General features: G+C 41.1%; 23 protein-coding genes. 13 read left to right on the forward strand and 10 right to left on the reverse strand.

The window, feature by feature from the left end; translation table 11 throughout:
* Positions 1 to 147 precede the first annotated feature (147 nt).
* The 6 genes from BLR84_RS11175 (at position 148) to BLR84_RS11195 (ending at position 8,212) form a co-directional block, all read left to right on the forward strand.
* Entirely contained in the window at positions 148 to 735 is a 588-nt protein-coding gene (locus BLR84_RS11175) for an RNA polymerase sigma factor (protein ID WP_090467942.1), read from the forward strand.
* Positions 732 to 2,348: an outer membrane beta-barrel protein gene (locus tag BLR84_RS11180; protein WP_090467943.1), complete on the forward strand. Its 1,617-nt coding sequence runs from the start codon at positions 732 to 734 to the stop codon at positions 2,346 to 2,348. Before BLR84_RS11175 ends, BLR84_RS11180 begins: the two co-directional genes overlap by 4 nt.
* A 105-nt stretch (positions 2,349 to 2,453) precedes the next feature.
* On the forward strand, positions 2,454 to 3,164 hold the full coding sequence (locus BLR84_RS30005; protein ID WP_176852030.1) for a 3'-5' exonuclease: 711 nt from the start codon (positions 2,454 to 2,456) through the stop codon (positions 3,162 to 3,164).
* Positions 3,165 to 4,877 (forward strand): ABC transporter ATP-binding protein, encoded by a 1,713-nt coding sequence (locus tag BLR84_RS11185; RefSeq protein WP_176852031.1) that lies wholly within the window; start codon positions 3,165 to 3,167, stop codon positions 4,875 to 4,877.
* Between the two features lie 134 nt (positions 4,878 to 5,011).
* Entirely contained in the window at positions 5,012 to 7,147 is a 2,136-nt protein-coding gene (gene rnr / locus BLR84_RS11190; RefSeq protein WP_090467945.1) for a ribonuclease R, read from the forward strand.
* Between the two features lie 90 nt (positions 7,148 to 7,237).
* A complete protein-coding gene (locus tag BLR84_RS11195; RefSeq protein ID WP_090467946.1) occupies positions 7,238 to 8,212 on the forward strand; it encodes a polyprenyl synthetase family protein in 975 nt (324 codons plus the stop codon).
* A 165-nt stretch (positions 8,213 to 8,377) separates the two neighbouring features.
* Here BLR84_RS11195 and BLR84_RS11200 read toward each other — a convergent pair whose 3' ends face one another.
* The 5 genes from BLR84_RS11200 to BLR84_RS11220 all read right to left on the reverse strand — a co-directional run bounded on the left by BLR84_RS11200 (position 8,378) and on the right by BLR84_RS11220 (position 12,248).
* Positions 8,378 to 9,241 carry an EamA family transporter gene (locus BLR84_RS11200; protein WP_090467948.1) on the reverse strand — a complete coding sequence of 288 codons (864 nt, stop codon included), beginning with the start codon at positions 9,239 to 9,241 and terminating at the stop codon, positions 8,378 to 8,380.
* A 204-nt stretch (positions 9,242 to 9,445) separates the two neighbouring features.
* The gene (gene rpmA / locus BLR84_RS11205; RefSeq protein ID WP_090467950.1) at positions 9,446 to 9,883 is read right to left on the reverse strand and encodes a 50S ribosomal protein L27; all 438 of its coding nucleotides are present in this window, start codon (positions 9,881 to 9,883) and stop codon (positions 9,446 to 9,448) included.
* Between the two features lie 50 nt (positions 9,884 to 9,933).
* On the reverse strand, positions 9,934 to 10,242 hold the full coding sequence (gene rplU, locus BLR84_RS11210) for a 50S ribosomal protein L21 (protein WP_090467954.1): 309 nt from the start codon (positions 10,240 to 10,242) through the stop codon (positions 9,934 to 9,936).
* Positions 10,243 to 10,316: 74 nt separating this feature from the next.
* Complete coding sequence (locus BLR84_RS11215; RefSeq protein WP_090467956.1) at positions 10,317 to 10,820, reverse strand: hypothetical protein; 504 nt, start codon at positions 10,818 to 10,820, stop codon at positions 10,317 to 10,319.
* Positions 10,821 to 10,874: 54 nt separating this feature from the next.
* Positions 10,875 to 12,248 carry a dicarboxylate/amino acid:cation symporter gene (locus tag BLR84_RS11220; RefSeq protein WP_090467958.1) on the reverse strand — a complete coding sequence of 458 codons (1,374 nt, stop codon included), beginning with the start codon at positions 12,246 to 12,248 and terminating at the stop codon, positions 10,875 to 10,877.
* A 118-nt stretch (positions 12,249 to 12,366) separates the two neighbouring features.
* Here BLR84_RS11220 and BLR84_RS11225 point away from each other — a divergent pair, with 118 nt between their 5' ends.
* Genes BLR84_RS11225 through BLR84_RS11240 form a run of 4 tightly spaced genes read left to right on the forward strand, consistent with a single transcriptional unit; the run spans position 12,367 to position 14,553 of the window.
* Positions 12,367 to 12,894, forward strand: a complete 528-nt coding sequence (locus BLR84_RS11225) for a hypothetical protein (protein WP_176852032.1) — start codon at positions 12,367 to 12,369, stop codon at positions 12,892 to 12,894.
* A gap of 44 nt (positions 12,895 to 12,938) precedes the next feature.
* A complete protein-coding gene (locus BLR84_RS11230) occupies positions 12,939 to 13,436 on the forward strand; it encodes an RNA polymerase sigma factor (RefSeq protein WP_090467960.1) in 498 nt (165 codons plus the stop codon).
* Entirely contained in the window at positions 13,423 to 14,013 is a 591-nt protein-coding gene (locus tag BLR84_RS11235; protein ID WP_076373348.1) for a hypothetical protein, read from the forward strand. The genes BLR84_RS11230 and BLR84_RS11235 overlap by 14 nt, the downstream gene beginning before the upstream one ends.
* A gap of 15 nt (positions 14,014 to 14,028) precedes the next feature.
* Positions 14,029 to 14,553 carry a GNAT family N-acetyltransferase gene (locus BLR84_RS11240; RefSeq protein ID WP_090467962.1) on the forward strand — a complete coding sequence of 175 codons (525 nt, stop codon included), beginning with the start codon at positions 14,029 to 14,031 and terminating at the stop codon, positions 14,551 to 14,553.
* 10 nt (positions 14,554 to 14,563) lie between these two features.
* On the opposite strand, the gene BLR84_RS11245 is transcribed toward BLR84_RS11240, so the two are convergent.
* From BLR84_RS11245 to BLR84_RS11255, 3 genes are read right to left on the reverse strand one after another with little or no spacing between them, the layout of a single operon-like run.
* Positions 14,564 to 15,262 carry a LytR/AlgR family response regulator transcription factor gene (locus BLR84_RS11245; RefSeq protein WP_090467964.1) on the reverse strand — a complete coding sequence of 233 codons (699 nt, stop codon included), beginning with the start codon at positions 15,260 to 15,262 and terminating at the stop codon, positions 14,564 to 14,566.
* Positions 15,263 to 15,265: 3 nt separating this feature from the next.
* Entirely contained in the window at positions 15,266 to 16,306 is a 1,041-nt protein-coding gene (locus tag BLR84_RS11250) for a sensor histidine kinase (protein WP_090467966.1), read from the reverse strand.
* A gap of 18 nt (positions 16,307 to 16,324) precedes the next feature.
* Positions 16,325 to 17,542 carry an acyltransferase family protein gene (locus BLR84_RS11255; protein ID WP_090467968.1) on the reverse strand — a complete coding sequence of 406 codons (1,218 nt, stop codon included), beginning with the start codon at positions 17,540 to 17,542 and terminating at the stop codon, positions 16,325 to 16,327.
* A gap of 364 nt (positions 17,543 to 17,906) precedes the next feature.
* On the opposite strand from BLR84_RS11255, the gene BLR84_RS11260 reads away from it, so the two are divergent.
* Genes BLR84_RS11260 through BLR84_RS11270 form a run of 3 tightly spaced genes read left to right on the forward strand, consistent with a single transcriptional unit; the run spans position 17,907 to position 20,765 of the window.
* The gene (locus BLR84_RS11260) at positions 17,907 to 20,186 is read left to right on the forward strand and encodes a hypothetical protein (RefSeq protein ID WP_143013884.1); all 2,280 of its coding nucleotides are present in this window, start codon (positions 17,907 to 17,909) and stop codon (positions 20,184 to 20,186) included.
* On the forward strand, positions 20,183 to 20,473 hold the full coding sequence (locus tag BLR84_RS11265; RefSeq protein WP_090467972.1) for a DUF1360 domain-containing protein: 291 nt from the start codon (positions 20,183 to 20,185) through the stop codon (positions 20,471 to 20,473). The genes BLR84_RS11260 and BLR84_RS11265 overlap by 4 nt, the downstream gene beginning before the upstream one ends.
* Before the next feature lie 4 nt (positions 20,474 to 20,477).
* Positions 20,478 to 20,765, forward strand: coding sequence for a hypothetical protein (locus tag BLR84_RS11270; protein WP_090467974.1), 288 nt, complete (start codon positions 20,478 to 20,480; stop codon positions 20,763 to 20,765).
* Between the two features lie 111 nt (positions 20,766 to 20,876).
* Here BLR84_RS11270 and dinB read toward each other — a convergent pair whose 3' ends face one another.
* Complete coding sequence (dinB, locus tag BLR84_RS11275) at positions 20,877 to 22,061, reverse strand: DNA polymerase IV (RefSeq protein WP_090467976.1); 1,185 nt, start codon at positions 22,059 to 22,061, stop codon at positions 20,877 to 20,879.
* Between the two features lie 121 nt (positions 22,062 to 22,182).
* Positions 22,183 to 23,160 (reverse strand): C1 family peptidase, encoded by a 978-nt coding sequence (locus BLR84_RS11280; protein ID WP_090467978.1) that lies wholly within the window; start codon positions 23,158 to 23,160, stop codon positions 22,183 to 22,185.
* Between the last annotated feature and the right edge of the window lie 112 nt (positions 23,161 to 23,272).

Consider the following 23,272-nt stretch of genomic DNA (forward strand, 5'->3'; position numbering starts at 1 on the left):
GAAGACCAACTGGCTATAACTGGTTGGTCTTCATTTAAAAAGCCCGTATATTATACCCGCATAAAAAAAATATTTTTTTTTAACCCAACGTTTGATGATTTATATACGAAGAGGCTCTTACAAACACTTTAAGTGCTAATTTTTTGAATGGATCTATCCAAAAAGCAGGCAGAAGAGCTGATAAAAAGATGTATTGATAACGATCGCACGGGGCAGGAAGCCTTGTATAAGTTATTTCATGCCGAAATGCTGCGTGTATGCTATAGTTATTTACCTGATCAAGAACTCGCCAAGGAAGCCTTTAACACAGGCTTTTTAAAGGTTTTTCAATCGGTAAAAAACTTTGATATTGAAAAAGGTGAATTAGGCGGGTGGATTAGAAAAATCATGATCTATACCTCAATAGACCTTTGTCGTAAAGAACTGAAATTTAATACTGTAAGCGCCAAAGTGCACGACGAGGATGATTATTTTATATCTCCGTCGGTTTTAGAAAAACTATACTTTGAAGATATTCTGCAAAATATCAGAATCTTACCTTTTGCCACACAAACTGTTTTCAATTTATCAGTATTGGATGGTTTTACACACAAAGAAATAAGCGAACAATTAAATATAAGTGAGGGAACATCGCGCTGGCATTTAGCCGAAGCTAAAAGAAAATTAAGAGAATTACTAGACCCATTGGTAACAAACAATGATCGGCCGAAAGAAAGGAGTGAAAAAACAAAATGAAAAGCTCATTAAACAAACTCAATCTTTGGCAAAAAAAGAGAAATGAATTACCAATTAAGGATGAGCCGCAAAATGATTGGTTAGCCATGCAAAGCCTGTTGGATCTGCATTTACCATCTGTACCTGTTGTTCCTAAAAAAGTACCGGCATCATCAAAAGTCTTAAAAGTTGTTAAAGCCTTAAAGGCTATTAAAGGCTCGTCGTTATTATTCACAACATTAACTGCAGCGGCCTGTGCCAGTTTAGTTATTTATTCCGTTCATAAAAAACACCAGCAACATACCAAAATCGAGCATAAAAAACACAAGGAAATAAAGTCCAATGGTAATTTATCAAACACGCTTATTATTGATTCCCTGAACCTAACAGACAGCATTAGTAATAAAAAAGATAGCTTATCCGCATTAAATTCACCCACAACAGGTAAGGATACTGCTATTGTTATTCAACACCGTACTTCACCAACAGTCAAAAACAATATCAATAATAAAAACTTAGTAGTAGTTACCAATAGTGTTAATCAAACTATTGCCGGAAGCAACAATAAAAAGCATCCTGCTTTAATAAGTTATAATAATCAGAAAGCGATGCAAAACGCGGTTATAGCAAATGGATACGCAAAAACCAACACCGCACTTTTACTGCAAGGCGTAAATCCAGGTTCGCAATTAAATATAATGACCGGTCTGGTTAATTTTCCATTTAATGGAGGTGTTGTAATCACTCCAACCAATGGCGATGGCCATCAATCATTAATAAACAGTATTGATAGTGTTCAAAAGAATAATGACAAATATATCATACAACCTTCCCAAACATCATTTTTAAACTCCGGTACAATTACCGGACAAAATACAGTAGGAATTAATAAAAATACTGGAAAAACAAATAAACAGGCTGCGGCTCGGTTCAAAGGTCCACAAAAATTCAAGAAAGAAAAACCTACATCCAACAGTAACAACTTGCTTCCCTCAGATTTAGATTGGGGTATTTTAATCGGTGTAAACTCATCAGGTAGTTTTACTCCAAAAGATCAGAATGCAAATATTTACGGCAATTTGCCTGTTGATATATATTTAGGGTTATTTGCCACTTATCATTTTAATGATAAATGGTCTGTAAATACACAGATCAGGGTTTTGAACCCGCAAAACTTAAACAGCTCATTTAGCCATACAGTAGATGTAAACGAAAGCAAAAAAGATTCGGCTAAAGTACTGGCCATAACCGATTCCAGAAAAGCATATTTTTTGAGCATCCCGATCTATTTGGTTTATAAGATCAACAATAATATTAGCTTAAAAGGAGGCCCTGTTATCAATATCCCTGTAAAGCAAATTACTAACAGTACTTCTTTACAACCAGGTTTAAAACTGGATACGGCCTATAACATTAAAGTTTCAAACCAGTTAAAAGCTATAAAGTATGATCAAAAAATAAACTTAGGTATATCAGGAGGGGTAAGTCTTCAATATAAACGTTTAATTTTAGAGGCAACTTATTTAAAGAGTTTAAGTAGTTATAATGTCATTTCTGATTTTGGTAATTATAAATCAAATAAGGGTACCGTACAAATCACTATAGGTTTACAGCTAAACAGAATCAAACTTTAGTTTATATTGGCAAGAATCAGATTTGAGTAATATTGTTCACAATTAATACAACTCATCAGTCAAAACCTAAACATTCATTATATTGCCTTGCAAATTTTAGTTACAATGCTTGAACAATACGACCTGCATAACTTAATGGTAATTGATATTGAAACCGTTCCCCAGTACAGTTCACATGACCAGGTACCAGAACATCTCCAAAAGCTTTGGGAGCGTAAGAGCCAAAACCTTCGTAAGGATGAAAGTGCTGAGGAGTTTTACAAAAGCGCGGGTATCTGGGCCGAGTTTGGCAAGATCATTTGTATATCAGTCGGGATATTTACGGGTGGTAAAGATGCTGGTTTAAGGGTAAAATCATTTGCCGGTCATGACGAAAAAGATCTGCTCAGCCGCTTTTCGGCGTTATTGTTCAGTCAGCCGCCAAATCTGGTTTTATGCGCGCATAATGGTAAAGAGTTTGATTTTCCCTACATCTGTCGCAGGTTGCTGCTCAACGGTCTACCGTTTCCTCCTCAATTACAAATAGCCGGTAAAAAGCCATGGGAAGTTGTACATCTGGACACCATGGAGCTTTGGAAATTTGGCGATTACAAAAACTATACTTCACTCAACCTGCTTACAGCTATTTTTGATATCCCAACCCCCAAAGATGATATTGATGGCAGTATGGTTGGCGATGTTTACTGGAACCTGAATCAGCTTGACCGTATATCCACCTATTGCCAAAAAGATGTAATAGCTACAGCACAACTACTCAGGCGCTATCGCGGTGAGGAGTTGATAAAAGATGAATTAATTACCATAATAGGTCAATAAATGCTGCAGGTAAACAATCTTTCGGTAGGTTTTAAAACAGCCAATGGTTTATTTAAAGCGGTAAAAAACATATCATTTAGTTTAAAAAAAGGTGAAACCATAGGTATTGTGGGAGAATCCGGTTCTGGTAAATCGGTTACATCACTCGCGCTGATGCGTTTATTGAATACCGATCAAACTGTGGTTAACGGCGAGGTATTATTAAACGATACTAGGTTGTTTGATTTACCAGAAGCCGATATGCGCCACATTCGGGGCAATCGCATAGCCATGATTTTCCAGGAGCCCATGACCTCGCTTAACCCCGTGCTCACCTGTGGCTTTCAGCTTACCGAAGCTATAAAACTTCATTTGGGCCTGAGCAATGCCGAAGCTAAACAGAAAACTATTGAACTGTTTAATGAAGTGCAACTCCCGCGCCCTGAGGCCATATTTGACAGTTATCCGCATCAAATATCCGGTGGACAAAAGCAAAGGGTGATGATAGCCATGGCGCTGTCATGCAATCCGGAGATACTGATTGCCGATGAACCAACTACAGCTTTGGATGTAACTGTTCAAAAAGCCATCATCGAGCTGTTGTTAAACCTAAAAAGTACACGTTGCCGCAGTCTGATATTTATATCGCATGATCTAGGCGTGATCAAAGAAATTGCTGACAGGGTTGTGGTGATGTATAAAGGGCAGATCGTTGAAGAGGCCACTGTAACCGACCTCTTCAACAACCCACAACACGCCTATACTAAGGGTTTATTGGCTTGCAGGCCATCCCCTGATCAGCATTTAAAAAAACTACCCGTTATTGCCGATTTTTTTGATGCTAACGGCGCCTCAGATACCAGATCGGCAACTATCGAAAGCATCCGCGCAAAATACAGTTATGCCGAAACAGAAATGGCCGATCGTAAGAAGAGCCTTTATCAACAACAGCCTTTATTAAAAATTGATAAACTATCTACCTGGTTTCCTATCAACCCAGGCATATTGGGCCCATCCGGACAGGTGGTAAAAGCGGTAAATAACGTAAGTCTGGCGGTTTATCCAGGCGAAACACTGGGCCTGGTAGGCGAATCAGGTTGCGGCAAAACCACCCTGGGTCGAACCATTTTACGATTAATTGAACCCACCTCGGGTAATGTAAGCTTTGAAGGTACAGACTTGGGTAGTTTAAAAAAAGATGCTTTGCGTGAGGTCCGCCGGGATATCCAGATCATTTTTCAAGACCCCTACTCCTCTTTAAATCCACGATTAACCGTCGGACAGTCATTAATGGAGCCCTTACAAGTGCACCAGTTTTATGGCAACGATACCAAACGTAAACAACGAGTGCTGGAGCTATTACAACGGGTAAATCTTTTACCAGAGCATTTTAACCGCTATCCGCATGAGTTTTCCGGCGGACAAAGGCAGCGGATAGTTATCGCGCGTGCTTTGGCCCTGCAACCCAAATTCATTATTTGTGATGAGTCGGTATCGGCGCTGGATGTATCGGTGCAGGCACAGGTGCTTAATCTGATCCGTGAGCTTCAGGAAGAATTTAAGCTTACCTATATCTTTATTTCGCATGATCTGGCCGTTATCAAACATATATCAGATCGTATGGTGGTTATGAACAAGGGCGAGATCGTTGAAACCGGTTATCCTGATGACATTTATTACCATCCGCAGCAGGATTATACCAAACGCTTGATCGCATCTATTCCGCAAAGTTGATTTTGGGGAGCAAGGAACAAGGACAGAAAGAACAAAGAAAAAATCCTTACTCCATGCTCCCCAAATCTTTGTTCCCAGAAAACTCCCCCATCTGCTAATGCCCAAATTGCGTATCTTTGACCAAATACTTATGTATGTCTAAAAAGAAAAATAATTCTTCCATAGTTCAGGTACTCACTCAAATGGTGCTTGATATATTTGAACAAAACGGTAATACACCACTAAACTATAAACAGGTTTCTGCCAAGCTAAATGTTCGCGACCCGGAAGCCCGCGAAATCATATTTGAAATATTAAAAGACGAAGCCAAAAAATCGGTACTAAAAGAACTTTCGCCCGGTAAATTTCAACTCCTGGAGTTAAAAACATTTATCGAGGGTAAAGTCGATCTCACCAATGATGGCTCGGCCTTTATTGTTACTGATGACGAATTTGAAAGCGATATTTTCATAGCCCCCCGTAAACTACGCAATGCTTTAAATGGCGACCGTGTTAAAGTATATGTATACGCCAAAAGCAAAGGTAAACGCAAAGAAGGTGAAGTGATTGAGATCATCCAAAGGGCTAAAATGGAGTTTACCGGTATTGTAAAATTATCGGAACGCTTCGCGTTTTTTATCCCCGATGATCGTAAAATGATGCATGACATCTTTATCCCTATCAGCGAACTGAATGGCGCTAAAAATGGGATAAAAGCAGTTGCAGAAATCACGGATTGGCCCGTAGAGGCTAAGAACCCGATAGGTCGCATCAAACATGTACTGGGAGCCCAGGGCGAGAATGATACGGAAATGAATGCCATACTTGCCGAGTATGGGTTCCCGCTTTCTTTCCCTGCCGAAGTGGAGCACGAAGCAGAAGCGATCTCTGATGTTATCTCAGAGCATGAAATAGCCAAAAGACGCGATTTTAGAAATATTACCACTTTTACTATCGACCCATTTGATGCCAAAGATTTTGACGATGCTTTATCATTTAAACAACTGGATAATGGCAACTATGAAATAGGTGTCCACATTGCTGATGTATCTCACTACATCGCACCAGACTCAGCCTTAGATAAAGAAGCACTTGAACGTGCTACCTCGGTTTACTTGGTCGACAGGGTAATACCCATGCTGCCCGAACGTTTATCAAACGGACTTTGTTCATTGCGGCCTAAAGAAGAAAAACTATGCTTTTCGGCTGTGTTTGAGCTGGATGAAAATGCCTATATCATAAACGAATGGTATGGTAAAACCATCATCTACTCAGACAGGCGCTTTACCTATGAGGAAGTACAGGAAGTGATCGAAAACAAGGCAGGCGATTTTGTAGAGGAAATATTAAAACTTAATGCATTGGCTTACAAATTGCGTGAGCGCAAATTCAAGAACGGGGCTATCAGCTTTGAAGCAACCGAAATTAAATTTAAGCTGGATGAACACGGTAAACCAACCGGCGTTTATGTAAAAGAACGTAAGGATGCACATAAGCTTATTGAAGACTTTATGCTCCTGGCTAACCGCAAAGTAGCCGAATATGTAAGCAAACTAGGTAAAGGAAAACATAAATACACCTTTGTATACCGTGCGCACGACTCTCCCAAGCCTGATGCGCTGGCCAATTTTGCGCAATTTGCTGCTCGCTTTGGTTATAAAGTAAATACCAAATCAGACAAGGAGACGGCCAAATCACTCAACTTTCTGATGGAAGATGTGGAAGGTAAAAAAGAGCAAAATGTACTTACACAGCTGGCTATCAGGTCAATGGCTAAGGCTATTTATACCACTAAAACCAGCAGCCACTACGGGCTGGCCTTTGATCATTATACGCATTTCACCTCTCCTATCCGTCGCTACCCAGACGTTATGGTGCACAGGCTTTTGTTTCATTATTTGCACGGCGGGCAATCAGCCAACGCCGAGCATTATGAAAAACTATGTTCACATAGCTCGCAAATGGAAAAGAAAGCCGCAGATGCCGAGCGTGCTTCCATTAAATACAAACAGGCAGAATATTTGAAAGACCAGGTGGGCAATATGTTTACCGGTATTATATCGGGCGTTACTGAATGGGGTATGTATGTGGAGATCATTGAGAATAAGTGCGAAGGCATGATCCGCTTGCGCGATATATCTGATGATTTTTATACTTTAGACGAGAAAAACTACGCCATTATTGGTCAGCGTAAAAAGAAGATATACCAACTGGGTGATGAGGTACAGATCAGAGTGAAAAATGTTGACCTGACCAAAAAACAGATTGACTTTTCATTAGTACAAGATTGATGTATTGGTGAGTGGTTAATTGAGTTAGATTAGGTTGAATGGTTTAAAACATAATTAACTCAATAACCACTCAACCACTTAACTAAAAGAATGAAGCAACTTACTGATTTGCAGGCATTGATAAACGAAGCCATTGATAAACTCAACTTCCCTCAACATCCTGCAGACTTATATGAACCTATAAGTTATATACTGGCACTGGGTGGCAAGCGCCTCAGGCCGGCACTCTTACTCATGGCCTGCGACCTTTTTGGCGGCGAAGTGGAAAGTGCAGTTCAACCAGCACTGGCCATCGAGGTTTTCCATAACTTCACCCTGATGCACGACGACATCATGGATAACGCGCCCCTGCGCCGCGGACAGGTAACGGTGCATGAAAAATGGAACGCCAATGTGGCTATTCTTTCAGGCGATGCCATGATGGTAGAATCGAACAAGCTGATGATGCACGTTCCCGACGCTATTTTACGCCGGGTGATGGATGTTTTTAACGAAACAGCTACTGGTGTATGCGAGGGGCAACAGATTGATATGAGCTTTGAACAGCGTAGCAATGTGGTCATTGACGAATACCTGAACATGATACGCCTTAAAACCGCTGTATTGTTAGGAGGCACACTTAAAATAGGCGCCATTATAGGTGGGGCAGCCCTGGCAGACGCACAGTTACTATATGATTTTGGCGTGAACCTGGGTATAGCCTTTCAATTACAGGACGACATACTGGATGTTTATGGCGACCCGGACAAATTTGGAAAACAGGTTGGTGGCGATATCATATCCAACAAAAAAACTTATCTCCTCATCAAAGCCCTTGAATTGGCCAAAGACCACCAGGCGCATGAGCTGAACAATTGGTTAACCATGCAACTGTTTGATGTACCAGAGAAGGTAACTGCTGTTACAGGCATCTACAATGAGCTACAGATAAGAAAATACGCCGAAGAAGCCATGCACACCTATGCCGACAAAGCGTTTAAAGCATTGGACAATATTAACCTCCCAGAAGAGCGCAGGCAATACCTGCGTCTGTTTGCTGATAGTTTATTGGTAAGGGAGTATTGAACCAACCTTGTTTCCGCTTTGGGTCATGCCGAATTTATTTCGGCACCCCATAAGTAAGATGTTCAGAACGCTGGTTAAATGTCCCGTGGGATCCTGAAACAAGGTCAGGATGACAGGAAATTCATATCAAAAAGCCCTGATCAAATTGATCAGGGCTTTTTGATATCAGGATTCCGGCACAGGATTTTTTGTTTTCATAGTTGCTCCCGCACTCGCTATAATGATCAGTGCTACTGCTAACCATTCATTCAAAGAGAGGTATTCGTGAAGAAAAACAAGACCGGAAAGTGCCGCGACAGCGGGCTCTAGGCTCATTAAGATACTGAATGTTTTTGCAGGAATTCTGCGCAATGCGCTCATCTCTAAAGTAAAGGGAATTGCACTTGAGAGTAAGGCCAAAAGAAAGCCAGATAACAACATATGAGGTCTGAAATGGGTTAACAATCCATTGCCTATAGCCACTGGTAATACCACGGCTGAAGCGAAAATCATACCGATACTCACGGCTTTACCGCCGTCCATTATTTTTGAGATACGTCCGCCCAGGACAATGTAACCCGCCCACAATGCACCGGCAAGTAAGGCAAGGAGAACACCGATAATATCTAAGCCGTTATTGCTCCACGGTGCAATAAGGGCTATTCCTACCGCCGCCAGAATTACCCATAAAAAATCTATGATCCGTTTAGAGCCGGTCATGGCAAGCACCAGCGGCCCAATAAACTCCAGGGCAACACCCAATGCTAGAGGTATACGGGCAATAGCCATGTAAAAAATAATATTCATCGCTCCTAACGTTAAACCATACCAGACCACAGCTTTCCATTGCGTATTGGACAGACTTTTTAGGTTGGGACGGTTAAAAACAATCAGGATAATAGCAGAAAAAACGATTCTTAATGCAGAAGTTGAAGCAGCACCCAATACCGGAAAGATGCCTTTAGCAATTGCGGCACCGCCTTGAACACTTATAATAGATAATAATACAGCAGGCACCGCCGGGATTTCGAACCCCTTCTTATTCTTCATTTAAAAATGTTTAGTGATAAAAGTAAAGGATTTGACCCGCAACGATGTCAAGTTTGTGTAAGTTCAACAATTGAAATAATCTTAAAGCGGGTTACATCAGTAAACTAACGGATAAAAGCACACGAGTAATCACGTGATAGCATAAAAAAAGACCCTGATCAAATTGATCAGGGCCCTTTTTAATATCTGTTAAACTAACCGAGATTACTCAGCTGGTGTAGCTTCTTCAGTATCAGCTGCTGCTTCTTTCTTAGCTTTTGGAGCCGCTGCTTTTTTTGCTTTTGGAGCTGCTTCAGCAACTTCAACTTCGGCAACTGGTGCTTCAACTGCTTTCTTTTCTGCTTTTACTTTAGGTGCAGGAGCTGCAACTTCAGCAACCGGTGCTGCTGCAACCGGAACTACAGAAACGTATGAACGGTTATCAGCTTTTTTTCTGAACACTACGTGTCCATCAGCTAATGCAAATAAAGTATGATCTTTACCAATACCTACGTTAACACCAGGATTGTGTTTGGTACCACGCTGACGTACGATGATGTTACCTGCAATTGCTGGCTGACCACCGAATATTTTGATACCTAAACGTTTGCTATGCGACTCACGGCCGTTTCTGGAACTACCGGCCCCTTTTTTGTGTGCCATTTCTAATATTTTTTATGGAATTGACTAGCAACTCCAGGTTTAAACTTTAATTATAATGTAATACCAGTGATCTCGATCTTGGTAAATTGCTGACGGTGACCGTTTTTCTTTTTGTAACCTTTTCTTCTTTTCTTTTTGAAGATAATTACTTTATCACCTTTTAAATGAGACACGATCTTAGCTGATACTTTAGCACCTTTCAAATCAGAACCTAATTTGAATTTACCTTCGTTTTCTGCTAACAATACACTGTCAAATTCAATACTAGCGCCCTCATCGCCTTGTAGTCTGTGTACAAAGATCTGCTGGTCTTTTGCAACTTTGAATTGCTGTCCGGCTATACTTACTATTGCGTACATGTTTGTTAATTATTGTTTTAAAATTCGAGGTGCAAATATAGGGATTGATTATTAAATAAACAACACCATCTATTTTATTTTTTAAGTCTTTCCTCTGCGGTATATAAACTTTGCTGAATTTCTTTGATCAATGTTTTATTGGCATCAATCAATCTGATGTCGCCTACGAAGCTACTATCGTACACTACGCGCTTGCTTTTTTTCTTGTATTTAAATTCAATAATATAGCGTATCGATCTATTTTTACCCTTAGTGCTATCTGCCAGCTCTTTTACCGGAAAATCCCAGAAACCTAGGTCGGCAGCCTTGTGGTGCAAATAAAGCAGGTCATCGCTGGTTAAACGCAGGTGCATTTTCACTAAGGAGTCTTGTTTGTTTACATATTGATAATCGCCTGTTTTGGAATCATATTTATTGATCAGGCTATCCACAGGCCCAAATTGTATGGTCATGGAATCAAAATCAGAGAAACGATATGGCGCGTTTTTGATCATCATGCCATAATAATAAAAGCAGTATGCCAAAAATGGCACTATAATAGTAAGCGCAAAAAATATTTTCTTGGAACGATCAGACATGGAATTAATTATTGAATTATTTTGCTAATAAGCTGCAATTTTAAAGATAATTCCCTAATTATCCAGTTCCCCTTCCCATTTACTTACTACCGCGGCAGCCATAGCATTACCTAATACGTTGGTTGCTGACCGGCCCATGTCTAACAATGGGTCAATACCGATCAATAAAAACAAGCCGGCTTCGGGGATATTGAACATAGATAACGTTGCTGCAATAACCACCAGCGATGCCCTTGGCACCCCGGCCACACCCTTACTGGTCAACATTAATACCAGCAGCATAGACAACTGATGACCAAATGATAAATGAATATCATAGGATTGTGCCAGAAACAAGGAGGCAAAAGTCATGTACATCATGGAGCCATCCAGATTAAATGAGTAACCCAGCGGCAGCACAAAACTTACAATTTTGTTGCTGCAGCCAAAATTCTCCAGCTCCAGCAATACTTTAGGATAAGCAGCCTCACTGGTTGATGTACTGAAAGCTATGAGCATAGCATCCTTTATACGGCCTATTAGTTTAAACACCGGCTTTTTCAACACTATAAAGCCAACCAGTATAATAATGAGCCAAAGCATCACCAATGAAAAATAAAACTCACTTATAAAAATGCCGTAGGTTGATAATACCCCGAGGCCTTGTTTAGCTATTACGGCTGTGATAGCCCCGAAAACAGCCAATGGGGCTACTTTCATCACATAACCTGTAATTTTTAATATCACATGAGCTATGGCATCCATGGCTTTGATCACAATCTTTCCCTGCTCGCCGATGGCAGCTGTCGCTACACCAAAAAACATGGCGAATACAACGATCTGTAAGATCTCATTATTGGCCATGGCCTCAAAAATACTTCTGGGAAAAACGTGGCCTACAAAGTCAATAAACGACAAGGCCGTTTTCTTGATACCTGTGCTTAAATGACTATCGGGCAATGGCAGGTGCATGGCTTTGCCAGGTTGAAACAGGTTAACCAATAACATCCCTAATAATAAAGACACTAATGTAGCGCTCACAAACCATAACATGGTTTTGCCTCCAATGCGTCCCACCGCTTTGATATCGCCTACTTTGGCTACACCGACTACCAGTGTGGTAAAAACTAGCGGAGCCACGATCATCTTAATCAGTCTTAAAAATATTTCACTTAAAATGGAAAAACCTTCCAGTTTATCCTCGCGAATAGAATTGTTATCTTTACTGATCTTTAATTGTTGTACTTTTTGTGCCTGTAGCGCGATGTGCTCGGCAGCAGTAGTATCGTTTAATAAAACCAATTTGGTGTTAATGGTTTTAATATTAGCATCGGCCGTATTAATTTTTACGTTGATGGCATTAATTACGCTTACATTATAAATGTAGCCGGTTATTACACCTAATACAAGGGCGATAAAGATGTAGAGTGTCAGGTTATTTTTTGGCATAAAACTTATTGCAGGGCGCTAAACTACAAAAATTAATAATTTTAATAGTATCAGGTATCAAGATACAACACTTATATAAATCTTGATACTTGATACTAAAACTTGATACCAAATTACTATGAGTATTACCACTTACGGTTTACAGCATATAAAAAAAGAAACGCAGCACCTGTCGCAGGATCAGTTAACAGAATTATTGCTCCGCCTGGCACGTTATAAAAAGGAGAATAAGGAGTTACTGGCCTATTTACTATTTGAAGCCCATGACGAAGCTGCTTTTATTGAAAAAGTAAAGGGCGAAGCGGGTTTTATGTTCAGCCAGTTATCGGCCCTGAGCTACCATGCAGCAAAAGGCATGCGTAAAATTTTAAGGTTATTGAGCAAGTACACTAAATTTGCAGGCTCCAAAGAAGTGGAGATTGAATTACTATTGAATTTTTGTGTTAACTACCTGGAATATGCCGACAGGCGCACCACATATAAACCTATCAGGCTAATATTAACGCGGCAGGTAGAAAAGATAAGAGGCCTGATAGGAAAACTGCATGAGGACCTGCAATTTGACTACCTGGAGAGTTATAATACCTTACTTGATGATGCCGAAAAAAAACTGGTTTGGTTTAAAAAGAATGATTATCAGTTGTAACATATAGCCTTTACATTAATCTAACAATAAAAATCTATTAACGCGTGGCCAACAAAGAAGCAGCATTCAAGCAAATATATGAAGCTAATTCTAAAAAGATATTCCATTTATGCTATGGTTACACCGGCGATGATGATGCCGCGAACGACCTGCTACAGGAAACTTTTTTAAAAGTTTGGCAAAATTTAGAGAAGTTTCGCAACCAGGCCATGATTTCAACCTGGATATACCGCATTGCAGTAAATACTTGTTTAACCTACTTACGATCAGAAAAAAGACAGGCTAAAGATGAGTTAACCCCTCTGATAGCCGAAACCAAAAGAGAAGACCTATCGGATAAAAACGAACAGGTGGCTTTGCTGTACAAGTGTATCTCCAAGTTGGAGGAGTCAGAAAGAATTATAATAACCATGGTGCTTGACGAAGTGCCATACCCCGAAATAGCAGATATTTCGGGTATATCAGAAGGAAACCTGAGGGTGAAGATTTATCGTATAAAACAAAAATTAACAGAATTATTTAACCAGTATGAAAGACTTTGATCATTTGATGTCGGTTTGGCAGGGACAGCCAAAACCAGATCAACTTTCAGTGGATGATGTGCTGAAACAGGTAAAGAAGGGAATCCGAAGCATAACTACCAAGTTATACTGGACAATTGTGGCCATGGTAGCAATAGCAGCATTTGCATTTATTGTTACTTTTTTCCTGGCCTTTAAATCGTGGATAACCACCGTTGGTATTTTAATAGTGCTGGTCACTATGCTCATGTACCTATCGCTGGTGGTAAGACACTACCATATTTTGAGTAAGCGCGATGCAACTCAAAACCCCTCCGAGTACCTTGATAGCCTGAAGGCCTACCAAAAAACAAGAACAAAAATTATCGGCTGGTTCTACTACATTTACATACTGCTTATCAGCGCCGGCCTGGCACTCTACTTCGCCGAAGTATTATCAACCTCCTCCCTCCTTTTTAAACTCATCACTTACGGTTCAATAATTATCTGGTTTTTATTCACTACCTTTTATTTAAAACCGCGCATGTTTAAAAACGAGGAAGAGAAACTTAACCTGATGATCGATCGCCTGGTGCGCCTGAAAGAACAATTTGATTAAGCCTTTATTAATTTGATGTCAGACCAAAATATCATTATACAAAAAGCAACTATAGCTGATGCTGATACCCTGTTAACCTTTGGCAGGGAAACTTTTTTTGACTTCTTTGCCCATTTGAATACGCCAGAGGATATGGAGTCGTATGCCTCAAATGCTTTTACTCCTCAACGGATACGGGCCGAATTGAACAACCCAGATTCGCACTTTTATTTTGCCATACTTAACGGCCACATCACGGGGTATATCAAAATAAACCTTGATGCGGCGCAAACCGATCTACAGGACGGTAATGCCCTTGAAGTAGAGCGCATTTATGTTTCGGCCGAATACCACGGTAAAAAGATCGGTCACGAATTATTAGATTTCGCTTTTCAAATGGCAAAGGACAAAGGCCTGCAATATGTTTGGCTGGGCGTTTGGGAGCATAATCAAAAAGCTTTAAGCTTTTATGAAAAACATGGCTTTAAAGTATTTGGCAGTCACCCCTTTATGTTAGGTAGCGATAAGCAAACCGACCTGCTAATGAAGAAAGAGCTATAGTTATAACCCTCTATCTTTGATTAACTAACGAAAACATCACCTGCTCTCTTAATTGTCTGCTTATAGGTACCTGGTGGTGATTGATGTGAAGCATATTACCCTCGATGGCTGTGATTTTTTGAGTAGCCACGATAAAGGATTTGTGGGTTTGTAAAAAGCCCTGTTGAGGTAGTTTCTCCATCAATGCTTTTAACGTACTATGGGTAATGATCCTTCTGCCCGGAAAATGTATTTCTACATAGTTCTCCATTCCTTTAATGTATAACACATCGCTAAACACCACTTTTTCCAGCTTCCCTTCACATTTTACAAACAGGTAATCAGCTGTTTTGATATTACTGCTACGCAATTCAAAATAATCCTTAGCCTTAAAAGCGGCTTTCATAAATCGCTCAAATGGTATTGGCTTGAGCAAATAGTCCAGTACGTCAAGATCAAATCCATCGGTAGCGTATTCTTTAAAAGCTGTTGTGAAGATCACCTTAGGTGGATCGGGTAACGATTTGATAAAATCAACCCCGGTTAGGTGCGGCATCTGTATATCCAAAAATAAAAGATCCACCGGTTGCTGGGCCAATATTGCCCCCAGCTCCATGGCATCCTCACATTGGGCTTTCAGGTCAAAAAAGCCTGCTTTTTTCACATAACCCTCCAGTCCTTTCCGGGCAAAGGGCTCATCATCGGTAATAATACAACTGATCTGGCTCATGTTCTAAAATTCTAACTCTAATTGTGCAATATAACTATCGGCTTCGCCACCAGCTATCAGGCGATGTTTGTTTGGGTAAAGTAACTCCAAACGCCTTTTTAAGTTTTCGTGCCCGATGCCGCTAAAGTTGCCTGCTACCTTCATGGTCGCAGGTACATCATTATATACTTTAAATAACAGACCTTTTTCATTGATATAAGCTGAAATATCAATTTTATAACCGCCACCAATATATTTAAAAGCATTCTCCACCAAGGGGAGCAAAAGTAAAGGATACACCAGCTGGTCGGCAAGCCCTTCATCAAAAAACACCGTCAAACGCATTTTCTGGCTGGCCCTTATCTTTTGTAGCTGAATATAGTCTTGCAGATATTCCAGTTCCTGTTTAATAGCTACTTGTTGCTGCTGATCATAAAGCTGATACCTCAGCAAACTCGAAAACAGTTCTGTGCTTTTTTTAGCACCAGCCACGTCTTCATCCATCTGAAAATAAATGGTATTAAGCGCGTTGAACAAAAAATGCGGATGATATTGTGCTTTCAGAAACTTCAGCTCAGTTTCCAGGTGATCATTGGTTAATTTTTCCAATTGCATTTTATTATTTACATAGGCCTTTAACCAGGTTCTGCTGCGTGCAATACCGTAATAAACAATAGCGTACAAAGTGGGTATCATATTAATATCGGCTACATCTGCCCAGGGAATTAGCTCTATGCCCTGCTTTATGTGCAGGATTATAACCATTGGAACAAATACAACGTTTACCAATACCAGGTCTGCACATACTAATATGATGAGTTCCCGTACTACGCCCCGATAGGATAACTGCATTGGCCAGCGCCTGTCATAGTATCTGAAAAGCCATTCAAAAAGATTGATAGCCGAATAGCCTACCAATATCGAACAGACCATTTCAATGCCATTGATATAAAAATCCCTTTCCCAAAAACGCTGGCCAATATCGGTATCATGCAATAGCCTGACCGTAAAATATACCAGTAAACCATATAACGCAGGAAAAATATATTTCCGGAAAAATTTCATAAGGTTAAGTTATAAATTTCAGGTAGAAAGTGTTACAACGGCCCGTATTTCTTCTGTTGGTGCCTCTATCACCGGTTTGGGTTTGTCCTTAGGTTTCATGCCGAACAAGAACCGGGTTAAAGCATAAGGGCGTATCAGTAAATGATAGGTTAACACGGTTACAAAAAAGGTGATCCCAACGGTATAAATATATTTGGACAGGATACTTTCATTAGGCGTTTGTACTATATAATACACCACCAGCACGATCACCGTTTGGTGTAATATATAAAATGGGTACACCGCTTGGTTCAGATAGTTTAACACCTTATGGCTACGGTTAAAGTAATGTTTACCATAGCCCACCAACGCCAATACCCATCCCCATGCTATGACAGGCCTCAACGCTGTAAAAGCATATGAAAATAGTATATGATGGAAGGGCCAATTTTCATGCTGCGGCTCTATTTTATTCCACCTCATAACTTCCCACATCATCAGGCTTAAAAAACCTATAGTTAAGGCAAATCGGCGGTTACGTTCCAGGCTATCCATCAGTTTAGGCTGCGTAATACATATAAAACCCACTAAAACAAAAAACAGCCAGTAAACAAAGTAGCAACCATCGTGGATAAGATCATTTGTTTCGGGTAGCTGCCAGCTGGTAAAAGTAAACCAGATGATACCGGGCAGCATTAACAGGTACACCCATTTACCCTGAGCTAACGCAGCCAGTTTCTGCTTAAATCCATCACTTTTGGGCGAGATCAACCAGGCAAACATGGGTGCAAATATCAGATCGTAAATAAACAGGTAGGCAATAAACCACAAGTGGTGCCAACTGAAACTACCGCCCTTTGGATATGGTACAAAATTAAATACACTCGGATACCAATCCCAAAAACCGCCTTTATAACCATGTACCAACCGCTCCATAAAGATCTGCGGCGGAACGATAATGAACATGCCTACCAAAAGCGGAATAAACAAACGGCGAAAACGCAGGCCAATAAAGCTTAGAGTCGACCGGCGCTGCATCATATAATAACTCACCGTGCCTGATATAAAAAAGAGCAGCGGCATCCGGAAAAGGTGTAAAAAATGATTTGATTCCATCAGAAGGTTGCTGGTTTGGGCGTTTTTGATATGCCAGTCATCTTCGGCAACAAAGGGCATAGCCGAATGAAAAAACAATACACCTACAATTGACAGTATTCTTAACCAGTCCAGATAGCTTTGACGTTGTGTGGTTTCCATGATGTTTTCTTTTTTATTCAAAAGAAGTCACCTCGCACAATCTAATAAAATCAGTTTGACCAATGGTATTTACCCTTTGACCAATGGTAAAAAAGACGAGAACACCTCACTTCTTTGACGTTGATACCACACGCATTTCGGGTAAAACTACTTGCCATATCGCGTATAAATACTAACCTGATTCTTGTAACGTGCACCTAATTTTACATCAGCCTAAGTGTATTAACATTTTATGAATAATAACACAACCGCGAGCGAATGCCGGCCCTAACAGCATCCCTGTCGCTTCAGTACCAATTAGTAATAAGCAGTGGAGTAAGCCGAAAATCCGAACCAAGAGTAAGCTCAATTAAAACCAATAGCTATGATAATTGCAATGCAAGGTAACTGGACAGTTACCGTAAAATCAAAAGGGGCCGCTTTTCCACAGCGTTTTGTGGTTCAGGGGGCTACATCAGCCAATGGCACTCATCCGGGCACACCAGGTACTTCTGTTTTTGTAACCGGGGCTCAATGGTCTATTACCATTCAAAACGATCCGGGTACAGGATTCCAGGCATCAGAAACCAAACTCACCTTTCCGCACCAAGTAGGGAGCAATTATGTTTTTGATATCCAATCGAACGATGCGGGTAATGATACCGACTTTGACGACCTGGTGCTTACTTGTTCTGCCCCGGTAAATATTAACGATTTTATTGTTTATGGTAATGTAACGCTTTACAGCGGCTCGTGCATTTTTAATCCCTGCCGAAGGTTCCCATATGTGATCGATACCTATCCGGGACTGTTACAGGCATTAAAAAATCCTTTACTCAAGGATTATATCAATAAGTATTATCCTGAGCGTATACCCGGCCCGGTTAACCCACCCGATCCGGCACCATACTTTAAACCGATAGTTTTTGACCTCACCAACGAAGCCACACAAGCTAATACCGCGTTACAGTATACCCGAAGTGCTCCTGTGGAAACAAAAAGAAATCTCAAAGCGGCGGATGAAAGCGTTTCTCCATTCGCGGCCAGTAATTTTCAGTTGGTATCTTCTACCCCTGCTGTAGCTTCCAAACAAATATTGGCACAATCGGCAGAAAATATTTCACTGGCTAAAAATATCGGTGGTTTGTACAGATATTGCTTAAGCGGACCTGGTTCCAATTTAACCCTCACCTTTGAAGAGTACGACCGTACGGGTTCCGAATTGCTCGGCGGTGCTTACACTGGTACCGGCGACAGGCGCTTACTGGGTGATACCATTACCGACATGAACGGAAATTATATCTTCCGTTTTAGTTTTGATATGACCTTCCCGGGTTTGGAAGATGCATCGGACGTTGGCCCGGGCGAAGATATCAACACGGTATTGTACCCGGATGTTATCGTAAAAGTAACAGGGTATTCGCCTTACCAGGTGTTGTTTGAAAGCGCACCTTACTACAACATTCAAAACCTGAGAAGAATCGACCTGTGTTTACCTGAATCCACCGTACACGTTTCATCAGCCTGCTTTAATGGCAACCTCATCGGCAGTTTGGGCAATGTTTTCCTTGGTGGTAACCAAAACACTTTAGCTTCCACATCAGCTACCTCATTACGTCGTTATGGCGATTCTAATTACCTGGAATCGAACGGGGTAATATCGGTTAACAGTTCACTTGCCGGCTTTCATGTAGAATGCGCCGCCTGGAATGGTACTATCGATATGCGTGGCTGTATGTATGATGCTTCCAAAACCGCTGTCGATAACAAGGTCAGGTGGTACACTATCCGGGTTAATCGTGCAGGAACATCGGGCTGGACTTATGTAAGTCAGAATTATAAGCATCCCAAATTCTCCAAACGCAACCTGCCTAATTATATCGGCGACGATGTAGGTCCGTTTTATCCGGCTGTGGGCGGCACCTTAAATGGTGTGGTTCCGGCTTATATGAACATCCAACGACAAATATTTGTAGATGGTATTGACTGGGAGTTTTCCAACTTCGACCGTTATATGCAATTGAACACCGCGCTTTATGATGTCATAGCGGGCATAACCACCCCTGGAACATTTTATGTGCGGGTTGATGGCTATGATGCCGCGGGCGCTCATGTAAGCAACGCTACCGACCTTATCGCTCTTTATATCCATAATAAAGGTCTGCAATTCCAGATGACAGGCGCCAGCTTCAATGATTCAACCATTGTAAGCGGAGGTTGCGGATTGTACCGTCTCACTGATGCTCAAATGAAAACACCAATCGTATTTTCATTTGAAGTCAATGACCCATACGGCTTTGTGAACGCTTATAGTCTGGGCATGGGAAGATGTCCAGGAACAGCGCTCGACTTGAATGCCAACATCGAGGGCGACTTTACCATTACCGGGTCACATACATTTCCGGGAGGGTCAAATCCGGCAAATGTTCATGATGCCTGTCCTGGCTACAAAGGCACGCAGGACGATTACAGCAATCCTGGCCTGGTGAGCGTAGAGATACAACCTACCCTTGCTGGTGATGGCTGGATCAAAACCGGCGAGTATTTTACTATTTATTCTTTTGGTTTAACCGCCAGCCAACGGGTTACCAATGGGTATAACACCGGTACCTCAAGTCCTAATCCTATCAGTTCACAAATCATGATGGAACGTCTTAATCCATGACAGATGTTAACGTCACCGGTTTTATAATTTGCACGCTGGCCATTTGGCGCATCTCGCATTTATTTTCACAGGAAGATGGGCCATTTGATATCGTGATCAAATTCAGAAAGCTTTTCGGGCAGGGTTTCTTCGGAGACCTGCTCGACTGCTTTTACTGCCTCAGTATGTGGGTGGCCATACCTTTTGCCGTTTTGCTTTGCAGCCAATGGTTACAGGGTATCATCACCTGGCTGGCACTCTCGGGAGCGGCCTGCCTGCTATTTAAATTAACCGACAAAAAAGAATAATGATATGAATTGCTGCGGAAAAAAAAGACAAGCCTGGCTGGCGGAAGAAAAAAACACCAAAAGCCAACCAACTGTGGAAGTGCATGCGCAAAAAGCACCTACAGACCAGCCCACCCGTTGGTTCGAATACAGGGGTAATAACCAATTGACCATAAAAGGTATTGGCACCGGGACACCATACCACTTCAAATTTAAAGGTGACAAACTACCTGTTGACTACCGCGATTCCTTCGCTTTTATGGCCGAAAGGGAGCTTAAAGTTACAAGTGCGGATCAAGAATCAAGATATTAGAGTCAAGAATCAAGGCAAAAAGTATTTATTGTTGATATGCCTAAATACCCCTTAACCTATCGCAGGTTATGATTTTCTTGGTTCTTGACTCTAATATCTTGATTCTCATTATCAGCCTTTCATAAATGGGTTAAAATTGCGTGTGCCTATTTCCATGCCGGCGGCGCGGCACACGGTTTTATCGCCAAACTTAAAATTGATCTTATCCATAGCCTGATAAAGCCTGATCTGCTCTTCATTATCCTCAAATAAGTTGATCTGGTAACTGCCGGTACAAAGGTCACTCAGCCTTACGCCTATCAACCTGATAGGCCGGTACTGGTTCCAGGCTTTTTTGAGCAGGTTTTTAACACCGGGGATCAGGATATGCTCGGCCGCGGTAAGCGGTATTTTTTGCTGCTGGGTATGGGTCTCAAAATTAGCATAACGGATCTTGATGGCCATGCAGGAGGATAGTTTATTCTCCCGGCGTAGTTTACCCGATAATTCTTCGGTCATAGATACCAGTATATTTTCAAGCGTACGCTGATCGTTCACATTGCTGAAAAATGTATGCTCGGTAGATATCGATTTGCGGTCGCTGTGCGGTACGATCTCACTGTGATCGATACCATGGGCCTTTTCCCATAAATATTTACCAGCCTTGCCAAAAACGGCCTCCAGGAAACGAATATTGGTTCGTTGCAGATCGCCGATCTTTTCAATGCCATACTGATACATTTTCTGACAGGTACTTTCACCCAGGCCCGGTATTTTACTAATAGGCAATGGCGCTAAAAAAGCCATTTCCTCCCCATGTTTAATGTATAACTGCCCGTTGGGTTTGGCCTGGTTGGTGGCCATTTTCGCTACGGTTTTACCCGATGCCATACCAAAGGAAATAGGTAAACCTGTTTCGCGGATCACTTTCTGGCGCAGATTGGTAGCTATCTGGTAACAATCATGAAAGCGCTCCATACCCGTCAAATCGATATAAAACTCATCTACGGATGTTTTTTGATAAAGGGGCACTGAGTCATGGATAATCTGGGTAACCTCGCGTGAGGCCTCAGAATAGCGGCCATGACTGCCATGAAGCACAATAGCATGCGGACAAAGCTTTACCGCCTGCCGGGTGGGCATAGCCGAGTGTACACCATACGCACGCGCCTCATAGCTGCATGAGGATACCACTCCCCTGTCAACCGAGCCGCCAATGATCACCGCCTTGCCTATCAGGCTGGGGTCAAACTTGCGCTCAACCGATACAAAGAAGGAATCAAGGTCGATATGTACAATATGCCGCTTAACATCCATGTACAAAAATACTAATATTTTTAGTAATTTATAAAATTAAAAAAGGTGGTTCTGTATAAGAACCACCTTTTGAATTAACTACCAAACGAAGGTGTCGATACTAATAATATTTTACTAAAGATTAAAGAGACAGATAATAAAGATCTCCGCTCGTTACAATATTAGTGTTGCTGAATACGGTATATGGCATATAGAAAAAGCCCTTATTTCCCCAGCTGCTACCCCATGAATTTTGAACAAGGAATGCTTTTTTTGTATCATCATATCCAATGATCGGAACGGCATGGCCTCCCATTACTTTAGCTCCGCTAACAATAGCACCGCCACTGGTTAAAGGATTGTAGGTATAACTTGAGGTATTTAGCGCCTCAAAATAAGGATAACCTGCCGATGCATTATCATACACGGTAAAACCCATCATTACAGGTATGTTGGCCCTTAAACAAGTTTTAACAGCGGCTGTATCACCTGGATTAATATAGGTGTAATTACTTATTTTATAATTCAGCGCGGTTGAAATTGCTGTTGAAGTTGGCTTGGTTTTGTAAGCTGCTGTTGTTGTTGCAGCCGGGTTTGGGTAAAGCATTAAAGCCTCGGTTGTTATTCCGTACTTTGTTAGCGCCTGGCCAATATTAACCATGTTAGCTCCGGGATCGGCATTTATTCTATAACCTTCAATATTTACCCTTTCTTCATAATACAGAAAAGCAGGGCTCAGCAATGTAGGAAATGATCCATATTTATACTTATACGCAATTTCATAAGCTTCGGTCCCGCAAAAACCAGTACATGAACCTATTTGCCCCTGATCTCTGATGTCGGGGGTTGTTAAGGTAACTACTGGAGGTGCCGGGGTAGATACAGCATTCAAATTAAATTTTGATCTGAATGCTTCCATTGAAAACTTAGGCACACTTTCATATTCTGCTTTTGATGTAGGCAATAACCCATATACATGTGAGCCTGGTTGTGTTGATGCATTTACATCCGGTTCCTGCGATTTTACCGGATTAATTTTTTCGGATTTAGAACATCCGTAAAGCATAAACATGGCTAGTAGGCCAATTAGAAGTGATTTTTCATTAAGGTTTGTTTTCATTTTGTTTGGTTTTATTTTTCGTTAGTAGTTAATTTAAATTTACTGTCAAATTGACATTAATAATATATCCGTGAACAATATATTAAAAAAATATTCAAAATAATAGTATGAT

This window comes from Mucilaginibacter sp. OK268, from assembly GCF_900103125.1.
Classification (GTDB): domain Bacteria; phylum Bacteroidota; class Bacteroidia; order Sphingobacteriales; family Sphingobacteriaceae; genus Mucilaginibacter.

Bases quoted from the DNA above. Each gene is read 5' to 3' on its own strand.
- BLR84_RS11175 (WP_090467942.1), top strand. From the start codon at position 148: ATGGATCTATCCAAAAAGCAGGCAGAAGAGCTGATAAAAAGATGTATT.
- BLR84_RS11180 (WP_090467943.1), top strand. From the start codon at position 732: ATGAAAAGCTCATTAAACAAACTCAATCTTTGGCAAAAAAAGAGAAAT.
- BLR84_RS30005 (WP_176852030.1), top strand. From the start codon at position 2,454: ATGCTTGAACAATACGACCTGCATAACTTAATGGTAATTGATATTGAA.
- BLR84_RS11185 (WP_176852031.1), top strand. From the start codon at position 3,165: ATGCTGCAGGTAAACAATCTTTCGGTAGGTTTTAAAACAGCCAATGGT.
- rnr (WP_090467945.1), top strand. From the start codon at position 5,012: ATGTCTAAAAAGAAAAATAATTCTTCCATAGTTCAGGTACTCACTCAA.
- BLR84_RS11195 (WP_090467946.1), top strand. From the start codon at position 7,238: ATGAAGCAACTTACTGATTTGCAGGCATTGATAAACGAAGCCATTGAT.
- BLR84_RS11200 (WP_090467948.1), bottom strand. From the start codon at position 9,241: ATGAAGAATAAGAAGGGGTTCGAAATCCCGGCGGTGCCTGCTGTATTA.
- rpmA (WP_090467950.1), bottom strand. From the start codon at position 9,883: ATGGCACACAAAAAAGGGGCCGGTAGTTCCAGAAACGGCCGTGAGTCG.
- rplU (WP_090467954.1), bottom strand. From the start codon at position 10,242: ATGTACGCAATAGTAAGTATAGCCGGACAGCAATTCAAAGTTGCAAAA.
- BLR84_RS11215 (WP_090467956.1), bottom strand. From the start codon at position 10,820: ATGTCTGATCGTTCCAAGAAAATATTTTTTGCGCTTACTATTATAGTG.
- BLR84_RS11220 (WP_090467958.1), bottom strand. From the start codon at position 12,248: ATGCCAAAAAATAACCTGACACTCTACATCTTTATCGCCCTTGTATTA.
- BLR84_RS11225 (WP_176852032.1), top strand. From the start codon at position 12,367: ATGAGTATTACCACTTACGGTTTACAGCATATAAAAAAAGAAACGCAG.
- BLR84_RS11235 (WP_076373348.1), top strand. From the start codon at position 13,423: ATGAAAGACTTTGATCATTTGATGTCGGTTTGGCAGGGACAGCCAAAA.
- BLR84_RS11240 (WP_090467962.1), top strand. From the start codon at position 14,029: ATGTCAGACCAAAATATCATTATACAAAAAGCAACTATAGCTGATGCT.
- BLR84_RS11245 (WP_090467964.1), bottom strand. From the start codon at position 15,262: ATGAGCCAGATCAGTTGTATTATTACCGATGATGAGCCCTTTGCCCGG.
- BLR84_RS11250 (WP_090467966.1), bottom strand. From the start codon at position 16,306: ATGAAATTTTTCCGGAAATATATTTTTCCTGCGTTATATGGTTTACTG.
- BLR84_RS11255 (WP_090467968.1), bottom strand. From the start codon at position 17,542: ATGGAAACCACACAACGTCAAAGCTATCTGGACTGGTTAAGAATACTG.
- BLR84_RS11260 (WP_143013884.1), top strand. From the start codon at position 17,907: ATGATAATTGCAATGCAAGGTAACTGGACAGTTACCGTAAAATCAAAA.
- BLR84_RS11265 (WP_090467972.1), top strand. From the start codon at position 20,183: ATGACAGATGTTAACGTCACCGGTTTTATAATTTGCACGCTGGCCATT.
- BLR84_RS11270 (WP_090467974.1), top strand. From the start codon at position 20,478: ATGAATTGCTGCGGAAAAAAAAGACAAGCCTGGCTGGCGGAAGAAAAA.
- dinB (WP_090467976.1), bottom strand. From the start codon at position 22,061: ATGGATGTTAAGCGGCATATTGTACATATCGACCTTGATTCCTTCTTT.
- BLR84_RS11280 (WP_090467978.1), bottom strand. From the start codon at position 23,160: ATGAAAACAAACCTTAATGAAAAATCACTTCTAATTGGCCTACTAGCC.